The sequence below is a fragment of the Pseudomonas simiae genome, from assembly GCF_000934565.1.
GTDB classification, from domain to species: domain Bacteria; phylum Pseudomonadota; class Gammaproteobacteria; order Pseudomonadales; family Pseudomonadaceae; genus Aquipseudomonas; species Aquipseudomonas simiae.
This window is the reverse complement of sequence record NZ_CP010896.1, coordinates 1,584,385-1,600,200: the sequence shown is the minus strand read 5'-3', so window position 1 is coordinate 1,600,200 and position 15,816 is coordinate 1,584,385. Positions and strand designations below refer to the sequence as shown.

The following is a 15,816-nucleotide window of genomic DNA, read 5'->3' as shown; positions in this document are numbered from 1 at the left end:
ACAGTATTATTGAACAGCTCTGAGCGGCATGCTTATTTCCGACGCAACTAACTGTTCCTCTGAAGACACCCCCTTACCATCGAAAGAGTGAGGGATTGATATTAAGATAGATACACCGACTCCTTCCTTGATCCATTGATGGCATGCGATGTTAAGCTCTTGCGGGCTATCCGAGTCAACGTGATAAGCGTTTCCATCATCAAAAACACAGTGCTTTCTAACTTCAAGCCCGTTAGTGCAAATAAGGTTCAATCTAAACCCATCGGTAGGCTGCAACGCCTTGAATGTAAACATAAACCAATGATCTAGGCCGTACTCAAGCACATGAATTTCGATATCTAAATGATCTTGACCTTTTCCTATTTCCTCAGTAGCCACCGATCCCAACCTGTCGTGTGCCCCTACGTTTTCCTGTGGAAAAAGCTCAATTGCCTCGAATACTCGCCTTTCGCCGTTTGGTTTGTGTACGATCACTCTCTCTATGCGGGAGTGAATATCACCTTCATCAAACCCAACCTTGATCGGCTGATATCCCGTAGCACCTGGAAAGAGCCTGTATGAATAAATACCACTAACGGCAACTAACTTTTTACTATTGTCATAAAAAGCCCTAGCCGTTATCGTGTAATTACTCCTTACACACTTCTCCCTAATTTCAAGAGTTTTACTTACATGATGGGAATAGAACCTTGTAATATTGGAGTATATTTTACTTTCCGCGTCACTCGCCTTAAGTATCGCATGCAGGGCCTCCTCTTTATCTTTGGAACTTAAATTTCCAAGAAAGCGCCTGCTTACAACCACATCCTCTAGCAGATCTTTTATTTTATCAACAAATTCAGCGGTACCCATTGTATAAGTAAAAATCGAAGCAACAATAATTGCGACCGCAACACTTTGGATAAGCTGTATCACAACATAAGGCAAAAAGCCTGCCTGTCCAAAATACTTATTAAAAATAATTGCGATCAGAAGCAGGATAACTCCTAGCCAAAGATATTTTGAAAAAAGTAACGGCAAGTGCTTCATCGATTGAGGACCAGTATAGGTTATTTTAATTAGAAAGCTTTATCGAAACTCTTTAAAGCGCGCAGAGTAGAAATGTGATGTCAATATGATGCTAATTCGATTTCGCTTTAAACTCAACAGAACCGACAAATATCAACCAATGGTTGTTGACAAAAATAAACCAACGGTTGATATTGCTCTCACTCTTTCACCACAGAGCGAGGCAACACTATGCACACCACAGCCACCCTGCACGTCCACCCGGCCGCTGCTAACCCCTCCCGCATCTTCGAAATCCGCCGCCTGGCACAAGACTGCGGTTGCGCCTTCATCGCATCCAAACCCAAGCTGAAACAGCGCTACGCACCCGCCCCCTTCGATCCAAACGGCGGAGGGCATGCGGCATGAAAAAGTACCAACTCGACAACCGCACCCTGACCTTGCTCAAGGCCCAGGTCAGCCTGACCCAAACCTTCAACCACCTGCTGCGCGCCGAAACACAGCGTGAGGCTCTGGCCTTTCGCCTGAACGTCGAGCGCCGCAAAGTCGACACGCACTTCACCGTTGAACTGGGTAGTGAACGCCACACGCTGACCCTGACCAATACCAAGAAGATGCACCTCAAGCTTGCGGACTTCATTGAGGAGATCGTCAACGGGCCAACCACCTCTGCCGATCCGTCGTCTCTGCCGCATGCAGAACGCAGCTATGGCGTGTTCGCGACCGGCCACAGGCAACAGGTCTTCAACCTAGTGCAAACCGGCGGCGCCCTCAGCCTCGACATGGGCTTCGAGCAACCGATCAACCTGGCAATTCACCGCAACAAAACCCGCGCTGGCATCACCACCATCATGAGCATCGGCGTCAGAAAGCCACGCACTAAGTGCTTCACGGTGTACGGCAGTGACGTGGAGATCTACTCCATGGTGGCCGAGTCCATCACCCATCTGGCTGCCGTGGCGACTCCCGCCGCGCATGCAGCCTAGGAGGTTGCGATGGAACGTAGCCTGGAAAAAGCCGCCAAGTACTTCGGTCTCACCCGCCCCAAGCTGATCGCGCTCATGCGTGAAAAGGGCTTGCTCAATGACAGCAACTTACCGGCCTTCCCCGTCCGTGATCGCGAGTACCTGCGGGTCAAGGACAGCAACTGGTACCACGAGAAAGCCGGCATGCAGTACAGCCAGTCAACCAAGGTCCGACAAGCCGGCATGCCCTGGCTGGCGAATCAGCTCGGCCTCGAACTGCCAGCCGTCCCGGCAGATAACCGTGACGTGGCCTAGGGAGTACGCCCGCCAGATCGTCGCCATGGGCACACGCGAGGAGCGCAACGCTGCGCTCCTCGAAGTGCCGGAGCATCTGCGGGAGCTGACCAAACGCCATTGCCTAAATGCCTGGAACCACCCTTCACGACTCAAACGTAAGGAGGCCGCTGCCCATGAGCAACATCAGTCAAACACCGCTACGACTGCAACCCGCACCGGATAGCGCGACCGTCGAGATGCTTCACCAACTCTTCGGCGACGTGCTTATCCCACTGGAAAAGCTGCGCGTGCATTACTTCAAGAACCTCAACGAAAAGACCTTCACTGAGGCGATCAACAGCGGGCGTATTCAACTGCCGGTAACGACCCTCGATCACAGCGTCAAGGCGTTGCGGTATGCCCACATAAAGCATGTCGCAGCACTGATCGACATCCGCGCCTACAAGGCGGACGAGGATATGCCGCGACCGCAAAACGATTCATGCGAGCAAGACAAGTAACTCAGATGGCTGCCACCACCAGCCAACACCACCAGGAGCACACCACATGACTGCAATTCAAATCTGCGCATTGATCAGTATCGTTATCGCCGCCGCGACTCTTTATTGGGTCGGATACCGCGGCGGGCTGGCCGATGGCCGAGAGGATGGCTACGGCGAAGGGCACTCTCACGGATACACCATGGGGCGGGACGAAGCTTCAGCGGCATACGCAACCTCTCTCCAAAAAATGTCAGACCAATGCCGACGCACTGAGCTTTTGTTGAGTAGGGAGCCACAAGACCGCTACACCCTTCTCGCCATCGCCGAGAAACTGAAGCTCGCCGCTGACACCTTCCGCGCCGTTAGATCCGAAAGCCAAGCAACGCAGGCACTTGCCCTACGTGACCAGGCGCTAGACATGGCTGCGCTAATGGATCACTTCGAGCTGAAGGGGGATGCAGCATGAGCCGCGCCATCCCCATGCTGCGCCTAACCCCTCAAGCCGCCGGCACACTGCAGCAGCAACACGCCAAAACCACCAACGAACTGCGAGCCCTGACCCGCTACAACAAAGAGCTCGACCGGCAGTTGAAAGCTCTGATCGGCTACGAGGCTCTGCGCCAATTGCACAAGGCAACCGACAACGCCCTGCTGCTCGCCGATCTCGTGAGGGAAGCCGCATGAACTGGATCCTCACCTCTACCGGCAAGCGCTTCGACCTGTTCGAACCTGACGCCGACATGATCGACCCACGGGACATCTCGCACTCGCTGGCCCATCTGTGCCGCTTCAACGGCCATACCCGCGAGTTCTACAGCGTGGCCCAGCACAGCTGCATCGTCGCCGAGCTGGTGCCGGAAGAACACAAACTCGCGGCCTTGCTGCACGACGCCGCCGAGGCGTACGTGGGCGACATGACGCGGCCACTCAAGCAGTGGATTAGCGCCTACCAGCACTTCGAGGATTGCATCTGGTGGCGCATTTGCGAGCGGTTCGACATCGCTCCAGAACTCCCCGCCTGCATCTACAAGGCCGACCTGATTGCACTGGCGACAGAGCGCCGCGACCTCATGCCAACCGATCCGGCTATCTGGGATTGCTTGGTCGGCATCGAACCCATGGCCGAAACCATCCGCCCATGGCCTGCAGCAGAAGCTCGACTCACCTATCACCAGCGCCTGATGGACCAACTCGCAATCGAACACCGGAGGAAAGCGGCATGAAGAACCACCAGGACAACGCCAACGCCCAGCCCGCTTTGCTCCGCGCTGCAGGTGGCGTCGACACGCTAGAAACAAACAGTCTCTGCTGCGCAGCAGCAGGCATTATTGCCCCATCCAGTGCCACTGCCGAGGCACTTATACCCCACGAAAAGCTGCGCGGGGCAGCGCTCGCTGATGCAACGCTAAACGCTCAGGAACGCCCGCCCGCGCAGCCTGTCGTGGGGTATACGCAAGCTTCGGGCAATCTGGATGCCGTTGCGAAGGGCGAGCAGTTGCTAGCCCCAACCATAATGCTCGGAACCCAGGATCAGAACGACTTTACGACCATACACAACGCCGAGGAGATGCTGAGAAGTGCGCAAATGGGGCTTTCCAAAGCAATTCAAAGTGCGTTCCCAGTCGGCAGTAAGCTACGAGTCAGCATAGGTCACATGGAACTCACCGTAGCAGTTACCAGCCACAGCCAAATATGGTGGCGACGCCCCGATGAGTTCTACGCCAAGAACGTAGAAACTGGGAAGCGGCAAATCTTTAGCCACCACCAAGTTCTAGAGGTTCTGTCATGACCACCCTCAGAACGCAACCGCTCGACCTTAAGACGCAGTACCGCCTGGGCTTCTCCCCTCTGGACGACGAAATCGTTGTCGACTTCTTCTGTGGTGGCGGCGGGGCTGGTACAGGCCTGGAGATTGGTCTGGGCCGGGCAGTGAACGTGGCGAAGAACCACAGTCCGCAGGCGATCAGCATGCACACCGTGAACCACCCCGGCGCCCGGCACTTCACCACCGACGTGTTCGAGGGTGACCCTGACATCGAGTGCGGCGGCAAAGCCGTAGGCTGGTTCCACATGTCGCCAGATTGCACGCACCACTCCCAGGCCGCCGGCGGCCAGCCGCGCAAGCGCGAGATCCGCAACTTGTCGTGGATCGGCCTCAAGTGGGCAGGCATGAAGCGGCCCCGGGTGATCAGCCTGGAAAACGTGAAGCAGATCCTGCAGTGGGGTCGACTGATCGCCAAGCGCGACAAGGCCACCGGGCGCGTGGTGAAGCTAGGCGGCGACGTTGCCGCACCTGGTGAGGTTGTGCCGGTGGGCCAGCAATTCCTGATCCCTGACCCAAAACAGCGCGGCCGTACCTGGCGCCGATTTGTGGCCTTGCTGGAAGGCATGGGCTACGTCGTGGAGTGGAAGGTGATCCGGGCATGCGACTTCGGCGCGCCCACCAGCAGGGAACGCCTGTTCATGATCGCCCGGTGCGATGGGCAGCCGATTGTGTGGCCGGAGGCGACACACGCCAAGAACCCCAACAAGGGCCAGCAGAAGTGGAAAACAGCCGCTGACTGCATCGACTTTACCGACCCGGGCAAAAGCATCTTCGGCCGCAAGAAGAACCTGGCCCCGGCCACCCTGCGCCGCGTTGCAAAGGGGATGAAGAAATTCGTCATCGATAGCGCAGCACCGTTCATTGTGCCGATCGCCAACTGGTCCGGTGAGGCAGTGCAGTCCGCCGATGAGCCGCTGCGGACAATCACCTCCTATCCGAAGGGCGGCGCCTTCTCGGTGGTCAGCCCCACGCTGATTCAGTCAGGTTACGGCGAACGCCCAGGGCAAGAGCCACGGGTGCCGGGCGTGGATCAGCCGCTGGGGACCGTTGTCGCCGGGGGCGTCAAACACGCACTGGCTTCCGCCTGCATTGTCCAGGCCGGGCACGGCGACGGTTCCGGCGCAAACAAACGCCGCTCCCACGGGGTCAACGACATCTGGGGGCCGATCGGCACCGTAACCGCGAGCGGAGGCGGCCAGTCCGTCAGCGCCGCGGTGATGATCCAGGCCAATGGCGGATTCAACACCGTACACGCCAAGGACATACTCGACCCGATGACCACGGTGACCAACACCGGCAGCCAGCAGCAACTGGCGACAGCGAACCTGGTGCACTTTCGCGGCAACTGTGACGCACGGGACGCCAACGACCCACTGCACACCATAAGCGCCGGCGGCCAGCACCACGGGTTGGTCAGCGCGTTCATGGAGCGGGCATTCGGCGGCAGCGTCGGCCAGGGCCTGGATGATCCGGCGCCGACCATCACTGCCGGTGGCGGCGGCAAGAGTTCGCTGGTGTCGCTTACCCTCTCGCCTGAACACGAAGCTGGTGCCCTGCGGATCGCTGCCTTCCTGATCAGCTACTACGGCACCGAGAACATCAGCGCTTGCGACTCACCAGCACCAACCATCACCACCAAGGACCGGCTCGCAATGGTCACCGTGATGGTGAAGGGCATGCCGTACGTGATCGTCGATATCCGCCTGCGGATGCTGAAGCCGTCCGAGCTGTACAAGGCTCAAGGCTTCCCGGCCGACTACATCATCAGCCACGGCGCCGACGGTAAGCCGTTCACCAAGACCCAACAAGTGCACATGTGCGGCAACAGCGTCAGCCCGCCGCCGATGGCAGCACTGGCTCGAGCGAACAACCCGTGGCGCCAAGCAGAAGCGCTGAAGGAGGCCGCATGACTGCGCTTCGTCGAACAGTCCGGATCCGGCGCGGGCAGATGCCCCCGCTCGATTTACAAACCATCTGCGACAAATGCAATAAGTCGCGGGCACACGGTAGCCACGAACAATACAGCAAGCAGCGCCAGGCCGAAGGCATCACCCGGCGCGCAGGGGACAGATCACAATGAGCGCAGCAGAGAAACTCGACTTCCACATTACACCGGGCGCCTGGTTCCGCCAGGACCTGCTGTATCCAGTCTTCGGCTTAAGCACCGAAGCAGTTCGCAAATACCGCACCCGTGGCCTATGGCTCGAGGGCAAGCACTGGCGTTACGACCCAGCCAACGTGATCGTCTACAACCGCGCGGCCATTGAGCGCTGGATGGAAGGAAAACCATGATCGACAAAATGCCGACCGGCGTTGAGATGAATGGCAAGCAGCTACGCATCTGGTTCATCTTTAACGGTCAACGGTGCCGGGAACCCTTGGAAGGGATCTCGAAAGTCAACAAAGCCGCGATCGCCTATGCAGACAACAAGCGCCGCACCATCCTTGCAGAAATTAAAGAGGGCCGCTTCGACTACGCGGCCCACTTTCCGAACTCGCCTAGGGCTGCCATGTTCACGGGGACTGGCGGCCCTTCGCTAAAGCGCACAGTGAAGGAAGGCATTGATCGCTGGCTGGAGGTTCAGCGCGCGCTCAAAGCTTCGAGCACCGTCGTCAACTACGTCAGCAAGGCCGTTCACGTCGAGAAGAAATTCGGCAAGCGCCGGATCGTCGACATCAGCAAGAGCGACATCGAGTTGTTTCAAGCGCAGTTGCTCAAGCAAGGCTTAGCCCCAAAGACTGTGAACGACATTTTTACCGTTGTCCGCGGGGTCTGGGCCGACGCTTTCGGCGATGGCATCTTGAAAGCCAACCCACTCGACAGGATCAGCAACGTTGGATCTGACGTTGACCTGGAGCATGCCGACCCCTTCAGTCGCGCCGAGATCGAGTTGATCGGCAAAGCAGATCCCAACCGGCGTGCTGACGCCCGGATGATTGAGTTCAACTGCTGGGCCGGGCTGTCCCTGTCCGAACTCATCGGGCTCGCCGTTGAAGACGTCGACCTCGAAGCCGGCCTGGTACACGTCCGCCGGGCATTGGTCGTCGGTGAATTCAAAGTCCCCAAAGAGCGCTCCAGGGTTCGAGTCGTGGAGCTGATCGACCCAGCTCTCAAGTTGATGCGAGAAATTGTCGCCGCTGCCAAGGAAGCACCGACTGTTGATATCACCATCATCCAGCGCGACAACATCACGTCGAAGAAGATGAAAGTCAGGTTTCTTTTTCGTAGCTCCACCAGCGGTTTGCTCTGGAATGGCAAGACAGTGAGCAACTGGTTTACAGCTCACTTGCAAAAGGCAGAAGTCCGCCATCGAGGAGCCAACCAGTGTCGCCACACATTTGCCAGTCAGATGCTGTCGAGCTATGTTCCGGTCGAATGGGTCGCCAGGCAACTGGGGCACGCCGACACGACGATGGTCAGAAAGCACTACGGCAGATGGATACCGAGAGATACCAAGAGCATGGCAGGTATGGTCTCTGCCATGCTGGGATTTCGGTCCTAATCTAAAGGCTCAACTGATCATTGAGAAAACAGAACGATAGCGCTGCCGTTATGGTTCTCAATGATCTTGCCTGCAGGCGAGTTTGCAAATGTATGCATATAAGCGTGATGCACTGTAAGCACCAAATCCTGCAGCTCTTCGTCATCTTCCAGCTTCACCACCTTCAGACCAAAACCCACCGCATCCTCAACATGCAAATGCCGGGAATGAGTCTTGGTTCCAGCGTGATCATTCAGCGCAAGGACGATGTTATCCGCTTTTGCGACCGCATCCGCATCGCCTTTAAACATGCCACTCACGAGCCAATTTTTAACAATGAGATCTGCTAGCTCAATTGCCTTCTCACACTCCCCCAAAAAGGTAGGATGGTACTTATTGATGATTGCCTGCCAGATCGGTGTGGAACCGGGATCGCGCTTAACCGCCTCGATAGCGTTATCGAACTCCTCAAGAACCCCGTGTGCCGGAATGCCGCCAAACTGCGGGTCAAATGGCCCGATATTTGATTGCTTGCCCATAATAATTTCAGAACACGCACAGGCGATCATAGTGCCGGCCGACATCGCTAGCTGCGGAATCACCGCCCGAATATCGGTTCCATACATTTGACGCAGGTAATGAACAATAGATTCCGCAGCGGACAAGTCGCCACCCGGGGTGTGTAGGATCAAATCCAAACCTTGACTGCGATCCAGGCCGTGAACCGCATTCATAAATCCATTTTTATCGTCATCGTTCACTTGCCCGAACGCATAACCCGGCTTCTGAAGGAAGCCGGAGTAATAGGCAATGACGTTACGGCCTGTCTTCTTCTGCAAAAGCCCCAGGTACTTTCTGCGTACTTCGTCAACAGCGTTCGTGCTCGACTGAGCCTTGATAACGATCTCTTCTAAAACCTGGGTCCAATTTGGCATATAAGCGTCCATAAAAAAGCCCGGCTGAATACCGGGCTTTTGAGAGAATACTGAATTACTTTTTGGATATGACTTTCGCCGCGCTGCCTGCAGAAGTGGCAGCGTAACCTACGCTAGCCTCAGTCAGAATCGAACATTTCTTGAACTGACGAGCGTAGCTATGTGCGCCCTGATAAGCAGCGCCAGGGGAAGGATTCAACCCTAGAAGTGCGAAACCAGCCTCGAAATCAGTACGATTTGTTTGCATATGCAGCTCCGATAAAGTCTCGTATCCATACGAGCCCAAAAATTTGGTACGAGATGCTAGCAAATGGCTACAGACATTTGAAGCACCAAACGTACATTCTTAATGTATCCGATAGTCGTAACGACGAATGGTTCCGGCGTTCGGATCTTGAATTCCTAGGCAAATATTGCGCTTTTCATCTGCAATCAGAATCTAGCTGATGGCAACGTGATGCGCCATTGCATTTTTTTATCAAGCGCCGCCGATAATGCAGTTCCGACGATAAGTATTCTTTGCCCTGTACGGACCCCATGTCGGCGCTGAGCGTCCTTGAGCGGTGTACAGCGTCGAAATACTGCCCTAAAAATGCCCTCATTAAGTCATCAGAAACGAAAAAGCCCCTGTAATCTTCAACGATTACAGGGGCTTAGACGTATTCAATAATGGCGGAGAGATAGGGATTCGAACCCTAGGTACCGGTGAAGGTACAACGGATTTCGAATCCGTCCCATTCGGCCACTCTGGCATCTCTCCAACGGCGCGCATCATAACAGCGTGGATCAGGAAAGCAAAGCGCCGAAGCGATTTTTTTCCGTGCTATCAGATGCTTGCGTCGATTAAAGCGGTACGCCCAGACGGTTGGCGACTTCTTCGTAGGCTTCGATGACGTCACCGAGGCCCTGGCGGAAGCGGTCCTTGTCCATCTTCTTCTTGGTGTCTTTGTCCCACAGGCGGCAGCCATCAGGACTGAATTCGTCGCCCAGGACGATGGAGCCGTCGTGGAAGACCCCGAATTCGAGCTTGAAGTCCACCAGCAGCAGGCCAGCGTCGTCGAACAGCTTGCTCAGCACGTCGTTGACCTTGAGGGACAACTCCTTCATGCGCGCCAGTTGCTCAGCGGTGCCCCAGCCGAATGCCACGACGTGGGATTCGTTGATGAACGGGTCGCCCTTGGCGTCGTCCTTCAGGAACAGTTCAAAGGTGTAAGGGTTGAGCTTGAGGCCCTCTTCCACGCCCAAACGCTTGACCAGGCTGCCGGCCGCGTAGTTACGCACGACGCATTCAACCGGGATCATGTCGAGCTTCTTGACCAGGCACTCGTTGTCGCCCAGCAGTTTGTCGAATTGGGTCGGAATGCCGGCCGCTTCGAGCTTCTGCATGATGAAGGCGTTGAACTTGTTGTTCACCATGCCTTTGCGATCAAGTTGTTCGATGCGCTTGCCGTCGAACGCCGAGGTGTCGTTGCGAAACAGCAGGATCAGGCGGTTGGCGTCGTCGGTCTTGTACACCGACTTGGCTTTGCCGCGGTAGAGTTCTTCACGTTTTTCCATGATGGGCTCCGCTTGCTAAATGGTGGGCTAGGCGATGTGTCGCCAATCGAGCCCTGAATCTTGATCGGCCAGTTGCAGCCAGTCCGGGTCGCACCCGAGGGTGTCGACAAAACATTGCCGGGCCAGCTGCGGCAGGTTGTTCTTGCTGCTCAGGTGGGCCAGGACCAGGTGTTGCAAGTCTTGCCAGCCCAACTCATACACCAGGTACGCCGCCTGGTGGTTGTTCAAATGCCCCAGCTCGCCGCCCACCCGTTGCTTGAGAAAGTACGGGTAATGACCACGCGCCAGCAGGTCTCGGCAGTGGTTGGACTCGATCATCAATGCATCCAGGTCACGGTAACCGTCCAGCACCTTTGAGCAGTAGGAACCCAGGTCGGTGAGCACGCCGAAACGCCGCTCACCGTCACTGAATACGTACTGCGTCGGCTCCTGAGCGTCGTGCGCTACGGCAATCACATTGATGCTCAACGCACCAATCTGCAGCGTCTCGCCACCAGCCAGGAAACCTGCAGGTTCGATGGGTTTGCGCATCCCGCGCAAGGTACCGCGACTGAGGTACACCGGGAGATTGTAGCGCCGAGACAGCAAACCCACGCCATGCACGTGGTCGGCATGTTCGTGGGTCACCAGAATCGCGCTCAGCTGCGCGGGGTGAACCCCCAGTCGCAGCAGGCGCCGCTCGGTTTCCCGTAACGAGAAACCACAATCCACCAGCACGTACGTGTCGTCGTGGGCGACCAGCGTACCGTTCCCTTGGCTACCGCTGCCGAGAACGGCAAAACGCACCGGATCAGCCCAGGTTGTCTTGAATCACGCCCAACACTTTGCGCGCTGTTTCAGCGGGCGCAACGGTGTTGATGTTCTTCTCGACGGTGACCTGCACGCTTTCGCCTACCTTGCTCAAACGAACCTGATAACGCTCGGCGCGGGTCTCGATCTCTTCCTTGGTCGGTTTGCTGCCGAACAGCTTGCCGAAGAAACCTGGCTCGTCGTCTTTGCGCTCGGCTTTTTCAGCCACGTTGATGTAGTACAGGCCCAGACTGCGGTTGATGTCTTCTACACGCCAAGGGCCCTGTTCCAATGCACGGCCAACGCTGGCCCAGGCACGGTCGAGGTCTTCACCCAGGTTCAACACCACGTTGCCGCTGCCATCTTCGGTGAGGCTGACGCGGCTTGGGGTGTCGTAATCACGTGCGGCGAGCAGGGAAACCGAACCGCCCTTCTCGGAGATACGGCTCATGCTGGCCAGCATCTCGTCGACCAGTGCCGAGTCGACACCGGTGTTGACCGAACGGTTGGTGAAATCAACGTTGGCGGTGCTGCCGGCCGGACGCTCGGCGCTGACCACATAGACTTCACTGGTATTACGCTGCACGCCTGGCTCGATGCGCACGCGCACACGGGCCTCGCTGTCGGCGGCTACACCACCGGCCTGCAGGCGCTTGGCCATGGTGGCGGACAGTTCGCTGCCCTGCTGCCATGCGGTGGTGAATTCACCGGTCTGCGGGCGCTGCTCGTCGATGCGGAAGCCGTTGTCCTGGAAGAACTGCACGGCCACTGGCCAGACTTCGGCAGGTGGGCGCTGAGCCACGATCCAGCGGGAGTCACCACTCTTCTGCAGACTGTAGTCGCTGGCATCCGCCACGGCCGAGATCGGCTGTGGACGCGGCACCACGTACTCACCCTTGGCGGTGTCGTCGGCGACATTGCGCGGAATCGGCAGCAACGGGTCAAGTCGCTTGGCGACGTTGACGCCCGGCGGCAGCTCCATAGGTTTGGTAGGTTGTGCTTCCAGGTAATCGCTACCGCGGTCACGGAAGTAGCCTTCCGGGCCCCAGATCCAACCGCAGCCACTGGTGCTGGAGATAATCAAGGCAAGTGCGGAAAGTCCGGCCAATCGCTTCATGCGTAGTGCTTCCTCAATTAAACCAGGACGCCGGACTGGCGCAGGGCCTGTCGCAGCGGTTCGTGACAGGCTTCGCTGAGACGGGTGAGCGGCAGACGGATACCGTCCGGCATCATGCCCATTTCAGTCAGCGCCCATTTCACGGGAATAGGGTTGGATTCGATAAACAGTGTCTTGTTGAGCGGCATCAGCTTCTCGTGGATCGCACGGGCGGTCACGGCGTCGCCGGCAATGGCGGCGGCGCACATTTCGCTCATGGCCCGCGGGGCCACGTTGGCGGTCACGGAGATGTTGCCCTTGCCGCCCAGCAGGATCAGCTCGACAGCGGTGGCGTCGTCACCGGAATACACCAGGAAATCGCTGCTCACGCCGGCCAGGATGTCCTTGGCGCGTTGCAGGTCGCCAGTGGCTTCCTTGATACCGATGATGTTCGGCACGGTGGACAGGCGGATCACGGTCGCGGCCTGCATGTCGCACGCGGTGCGACCCGGCACGTTATAGAGGATCTGCGGAATATCGACCGCTTCGGCAATCGCGCGGAAGTGCTGGTACAAGCCTTCCTGGGTCGGCTTGTTGTAGTACGGGGTCACCAGCAGGCAGGCATCGGCGCCGGCTTTCTTGGCGTTTTTGGTCAGCTCGATCGCTTCTCGCGTCGAGTTGGCGCCCGTACCGGCGATCACGGCGATACGGCCCGCGACACGCTTGACCACGAATTCGATCACCTGGATGTGTTCTTCCACATCGAGGGTGGCCGATTCACCGGTGGTGCCGACCGCCACGATGGCGTTGGTGCCTTCTTGCAGGTGGAAGTCCACCAGTTTGCCCAGGCTGTCCCAGTCGAGATGACCTTGTGCATCCATGGGTGTGACCAGTGCCACCATACTGCCCGCAATCATGCAACCGCTCCTGCCGGAAAAAGAGAGCCGTAATGGTACTGGCGCCAAGATGCTTGCACAAGCGAAGTACCGCCTGAGGATGCGTTCTGGCGCAACTAAACGACGGGCAATGCCATCATTGGGCCAAAGCCTGCCCAGAAGCACGATGAAATCGAGCCGATCACGCAATGAAAACGCCACCTCCTATCCCTTGGCGACGGTTTTCGCTACCCTTCATCCTTTGATCGATACAGCCCGCACAGTATCGACCGCTCATCGTTTTAGGAAGGCTGCATGTCCACCCCCACAGTTCGCGAACAATTCCTTGTTATCAGTGCCCTCGGCGCCAACCCCATGGAGCTGACCAACGTCCTGTGCCGCGCCAGCCATGAAAACCGCTGCGCCGTCGTGACCTCCCGCCTCACCCGCCATGGCGAGTGCAGCGCGTTGGTCCTGCAGATCTCCGGCACCTGGGATGCCCTGGCGCGCCTGGAGACCGGCCTGCCAGGCCTGGCTAAAAAGCACGACTTCACCGTCAATGTGGTGCGCAGCGCCGCCCTGGAGAATCGTCCCCAAGCCCTGCCTTATGTAGCGTATGTCAGTTCCGCCTACCGTTCGGACATCGTCAACGAACTGTGCCAGTTCTTCATCGACCACAACGTCGAGCTGGAGAACCTGACCTGCGACACCTACCAGGCCCCGCAAACCGGCGGCACCATGCTGAACGCAACGTTCACCGTGACGTTGCCGGCTGGCGTGCAGATCAGCTGGCTGCGCGACCAGTTCCTGGATTTCGCCGATGCCCTGAACCTCGACGCCTTGATCGAGCCATGGCGCCCACAGAACCCAATGTAAGGAAGTTTTCATGGCGGTAGTCATCGACAAACCCGTAGCCGATTTCGAAGCCCAGGCCACCAGCGGCCAGACCTTCAGCCTCGCTGCCCTCAAGGGCAAGCAAGTGGTGATCTACTTCTACCCGAAGGACAGCACGCCAGGCTGCACCACCGAAGGCCAGGGCTTTCGCGACCAATACGCAGCATTCAAAGCGGCTAACACCGAAGTGTTTGGCGTGTCGCGGGACAGCGTGAAGTCTCACGAGAACTTCAAGGGCAAGCAGGCATTCCCCTTCGAGCTGATCAGCGACAAGGACGAGGCGGTCTGCCAACTGTTCGACGTGATCAAGTTGAAGAAGCTGTACGGCAAGGAATACCTGGGCGTGGATCGCAGCACCTTCCTGATCGACAAGGAGGGCGTGTTGCGTCAGGAATGGCGTGGCGTAAAGGTGCCGGGGCATGTGGATGCCGTCCTGGCGGCAGCGCAGGCGCTAAGCAAAGGCTGAAACGCAGCGAGCTCTTGTGGTGAGCGGGTTTGCCCCGCTCAACCACAAAAAATCACAGCAACGGCGCCACCACTGGCTCCTGCCGTGGCCACGCATCCAGCACCGCCTTGAACAGCGTCGCCAGCGGGATCGCAAAGAACACCCCCCAGAACCCCCACAGCCCACCGAACAACAACACCGCGCAGATGATCGCCACCGGGTGCAGGTTGACGGCCTCCGAGAACAGCAGCGGCACCAGCACGTTGCCATCCAGCGTCTGGATGATCCCGTACACCGCCATCAAATAGATGAACTGGTCACTCCAGCCCCACTGGAACAGCGCAATCAGCGCCACCGGCACAGTCACCACCACCGCGCCGACATACGGCACCACCACCGAAATACCTACCAGCAACGCCAGCAAGGCCGCGTAGTTCAGGTCCAGGGCAATAAAGGCGATGTAGGTCACGCCGCCGCAGATAATGATCTCGATGACCTTGCCGCGAATGTAGTTGGCGATCTGCCGATTCATTTCCTCGGCCACCCGGGTAATCAGTGCACGCTCGCGTGGCAGATAGCCACGTACCCAGCGGCCGATCATGACGCGGTCCTTGAGGAAGAAGAACACCAGGATCGGCACCAGCACCAGGTAGATCATGATATTGACCAGCAGCGGCAGGCTGGACAGGGAAAAGGTCAGCGCCCATTGCCCGAACTTTCCGATCTCGCCGCGCGCCGCTTCGATGGCCTGCAACACCTGTTCGTCCGACACCAGGTGCGGGTAGCGCTCCGGCAACAGCAGCAACAGCGATTGCCACTTGGCGAGCATGCCCGGCAGCTCGTTGAACAGCGTGATCAATTGATGCCACAACAGCGGTAATACCACCACGATAAACAGCACCAGCAGCCCCATGAACAAGGCGAATACCAGCCCCACGGCGGCTCCACCCGGCAAGCGCAAACGCTCCAGCGTGGTGACCAAACCTTGCATCAGATACGCCAGTACCATCCCAGCCAATACCGGCGCCAGCATGCCGCCCAAGGTGAGCACGGCCGTGAAGGCCAGAAACAGCAGGACCGCCAGTACCACGGCCTCCTCGTCGGAGAAGTAGCGCTGGATCCAGTCTCGTAACACTTTGAACATCAATCAACCTCGGGTGGTGGAG

General features: G+C 57.7%; 20 protein-coding genes and 1 tRNA gene. 13 read left to right on the top strand and 8 right to left on the bottom strand.

The annotated features are described in order from the left end of the window. Window positions 1–6 precede the first annotated feature (6 nt). Window positions 7–1,029: a hypothetical protein gene (locus tag PF1751_RS07200; protein WP_044286776.1), complete on the bottom strand. Its 1,023-nt coding sequence runs from the start codon at window positions 1,027–1,029 to the stop codon at window positions 7–9. Window positions 1,030–1,239: 210 nt separating this feature from the next. Between PF1751_RS07200 and PF1751_RS29190 the strand changes: the two genes are divergently transcribed. The 11 genes from PF1751_RS29190 (at window position 1,240) to PF1751_RS07150 (ending at window position 8,080) form a co-directional block, all read left to right on the top strand. Further along, window positions 1,240–1,416, top strand: coding sequence for a hypothetical protein (locus PF1751_RS29190; RefSeq protein ID WP_167337364.1), 177 nt, complete (start codon window positions 1,240–1,242; stop codon window positions 1,414–1,416). Beyond that, on the top strand, window positions 1,413–1,994 hold the full coding sequence (locus PF1751_RS07195; protein ID WP_044286775.1) for a hypothetical protein: 582 nt from the start codon (window positions 1,413–1,415) through the stop codon (window positions 1,992–1,994). Before PF1751_RS29190 ends, PF1751_RS07195 begins: the two co-directional genes overlap by 4 nt. Window positions 1,995–2,003: 9 nt before the next feature. Next, window positions 2,004–2,288, top strand: coding sequence for a phage antirepressor KilAC domain-containing protein (locus PF1751_RS07190; protein ID WP_044286774.1), 285 nt, complete (start codon window positions 2,004–2,006; stop codon window positions 2,286–2,288). A 155-nt stretch (window positions 2,289–2,443) separates the two neighbouring features. Beyond that, the gene (locus PF1751_RS07185; RefSeq protein ID WP_044286773.1) at window positions 2,444–2,770 is read left to right on the top strand and encodes a pyocin activator PrtN family protein; all 327 of its coding nucleotides are present in this window, start codon (window positions 2,444–2,446) and stop codon (window positions 2,768–2,770) included. A 46-nt stretch (window positions 2,771–2,816) separates the two neighbouring features. After that, complete coding sequence (locus tag PF1751_RS07180; protein WP_044286772.1) at window positions 2,817–3,218, top strand: hypothetical protein; 402 nt, start codon at window positions 2,817–2,819, stop codon at window positions 3,216–3,218. Continuing rightward, window positions 3,215–3,436 (top strand): hypothetical protein, encoded by a 222-nt coding sequence (locus tag PF1751_RS07175; RefSeq protein ID WP_044286771.1) that lies wholly within the window; start codon window positions 3,215–3,217, stop codon window positions 3,434–3,436. Before PF1751_RS07180 ends, PF1751_RS07175 begins: the two co-directional genes overlap by 4 nt. After that, window positions 3,433–3,975: a phosphohydrolase gene (locus tag PF1751_RS07170; protein WP_044286770.1), complete on the top strand. Its 543-nt coding sequence runs from the start codon at window positions 3,433–3,435 to the stop codon at window positions 3,973–3,975. The genes PF1751_RS07175 and PF1751_RS07170 overlap by 4 nt, the downstream gene beginning before the upstream one ends. After that, window positions 3,972–4,541, top strand: coding sequence for a hypothetical protein (locus PF1751_RS29405; RefSeq protein WP_226994541.1), 570 nt, complete (start codon window positions 3,972–3,974; stop codon window positions 4,539–4,541). The genes PF1751_RS07170 and PF1751_RS29405 overlap by 4 nt, the downstream gene beginning before the upstream one ends. After that, entirely contained in the window at window positions 4,538–6,487 is a 1,950-nt protein-coding gene (locus PF1751_RS07160; protein WP_044286769.1) for a DNA cytosine methyltransferase, read from the top strand. Before PF1751_RS29405 ends, PF1751_RS07160 begins: the two co-directional genes overlap by 4 nt. Window positions 6,488–6,653: 166 nt before the next feature. Beyond that, window positions 6,654–6,869, top strand: a complete 216-nt coding sequence (xisR, locus tag PF1751_RS07155) for an excisionase family protein (RefSeq protein ID WP_008036021.1) — start codon at window positions 6,654–6,656, stop codon at window positions 6,867–6,869. Further along, entirely contained in the window at window positions 6,866–8,080 is a 1,215-nt protein-coding gene (locus PF1751_RS07150; RefSeq protein ID WP_044286768.1) for an Arm DNA-binding domain-containing protein, read from the top strand. Before xisR ends, PF1751_RS07150 begins: the two co-directional genes overlap by 4 nt. A gap of 17 nt (window positions 8,081–8,097) precedes the next feature. Here PF1751_RS07150 and PF1751_RS07145 read toward each other — a convergent pair whose 3' ends face one another. The 6 genes from PF1751_RS07145 to dapA all read right to left on the bottom strand — a co-directional run bounded on the left by PF1751_RS07145 (window position 8,098) and on the right by dapA (window position 13,353). After that, entirely contained in the window at window positions 8,098–8,994 is an 897-nt protein-coding gene (locus PF1751_RS07145; RefSeq protein ID WP_044286767.1) for an SDH family Clp fold serine proteinase, read from the bottom strand. A gap of 670 nt (window positions 8,995–9,664) precedes the next feature. Then, window positions 9,665–9,754 (bottom strand) — tRNA-Ser (locus PF1751_RS07140). A gap of 83 nt (window positions 9,755–9,837) precedes the next feature. Next, window positions 9,838–10,551, bottom strand: coding sequence for a phosphoribosylaminoimidazolesuccinocarboxamide synthase (gene purC, locus PF1751_RS07135; RefSeq protein ID WP_010212191.1), 714 nt, complete (start codon window positions 10,549–10,551; stop codon window positions 9,838–9,840). Window positions 10,552–10,578: 27 nt separating this feature from the next. Then, entirely contained in the window at window positions 10,579–11,337 is a 759-nt protein-coding gene (locus tag PF1751_RS07130; protein ID WP_021491032.1) for an MBL fold metallo-hydrolase, read from the bottom strand. Between the two features lie 4 nt (window positions 11,338–11,341). Next, entirely contained in the window at window positions 11,342–12,457 is a 1,116-nt protein-coding gene (gene bamC, locus PF1751_RS07125; protein ID WP_010212194.1) for an outer membrane protein assembly factor BamC, read from the bottom strand. Between the two features lie 17 nt (window positions 12,458–12,474). Beyond that, the gene (dapA, locus tag PF1751_RS07120) at window positions 12,475–13,353 is read right to left on the bottom strand and encodes a 4-hydroxy-tetrahydrodipicolinate synthase (protein ID WP_010212195.1); all 879 of its coding nucleotides are present in this window, start codon (window positions 13,351–13,353) and stop codon (window positions 12,475–12,477) included. A gap of 273 nt (window positions 13,354–13,626) precedes the next feature. Between dapA and PF1751_RS07115 the strand changes: the two genes are divergently transcribed. Both PF1751_RS07115 and PF1751_RS07110 read left to right on the top strand, forming a co-directional pair. Further along, entirely contained in the window at window positions 13,627–14,187 is a 561-nt protein-coding gene (locus tag PF1751_RS07115; RefSeq protein WP_003172487.1) for a glycine cleavage system transcriptional repressor, read from the top strand. Between the two features lie 10 nt (window positions 14,188–14,197). Continuing rightward, complete coding sequence (locus tag PF1751_RS07110) at window positions 14,198–14,671, top strand: peroxiredoxin (RefSeq protein WP_010212196.1); 474 nt, start codon at window positions 14,198–14,200, stop codon at window positions 14,669–14,671. Window positions 14,672–14,723: 52 nt separating this feature from the next. Here PF1751_RS07110 and PF1751_RS07105 read toward each other — a convergent pair whose 3' ends face one another. Further along, window positions 14,724–15,794, bottom strand: a complete 1,071-nt coding sequence (locus PF1751_RS07105; RefSeq protein ID WP_010212197.1) for an AI-2E family transporter — start codon at window positions 15,792–15,794, stop codon at window positions 14,724–14,726. Window positions 15,795–15,816 lie beyond the last annotated feature (22 nt).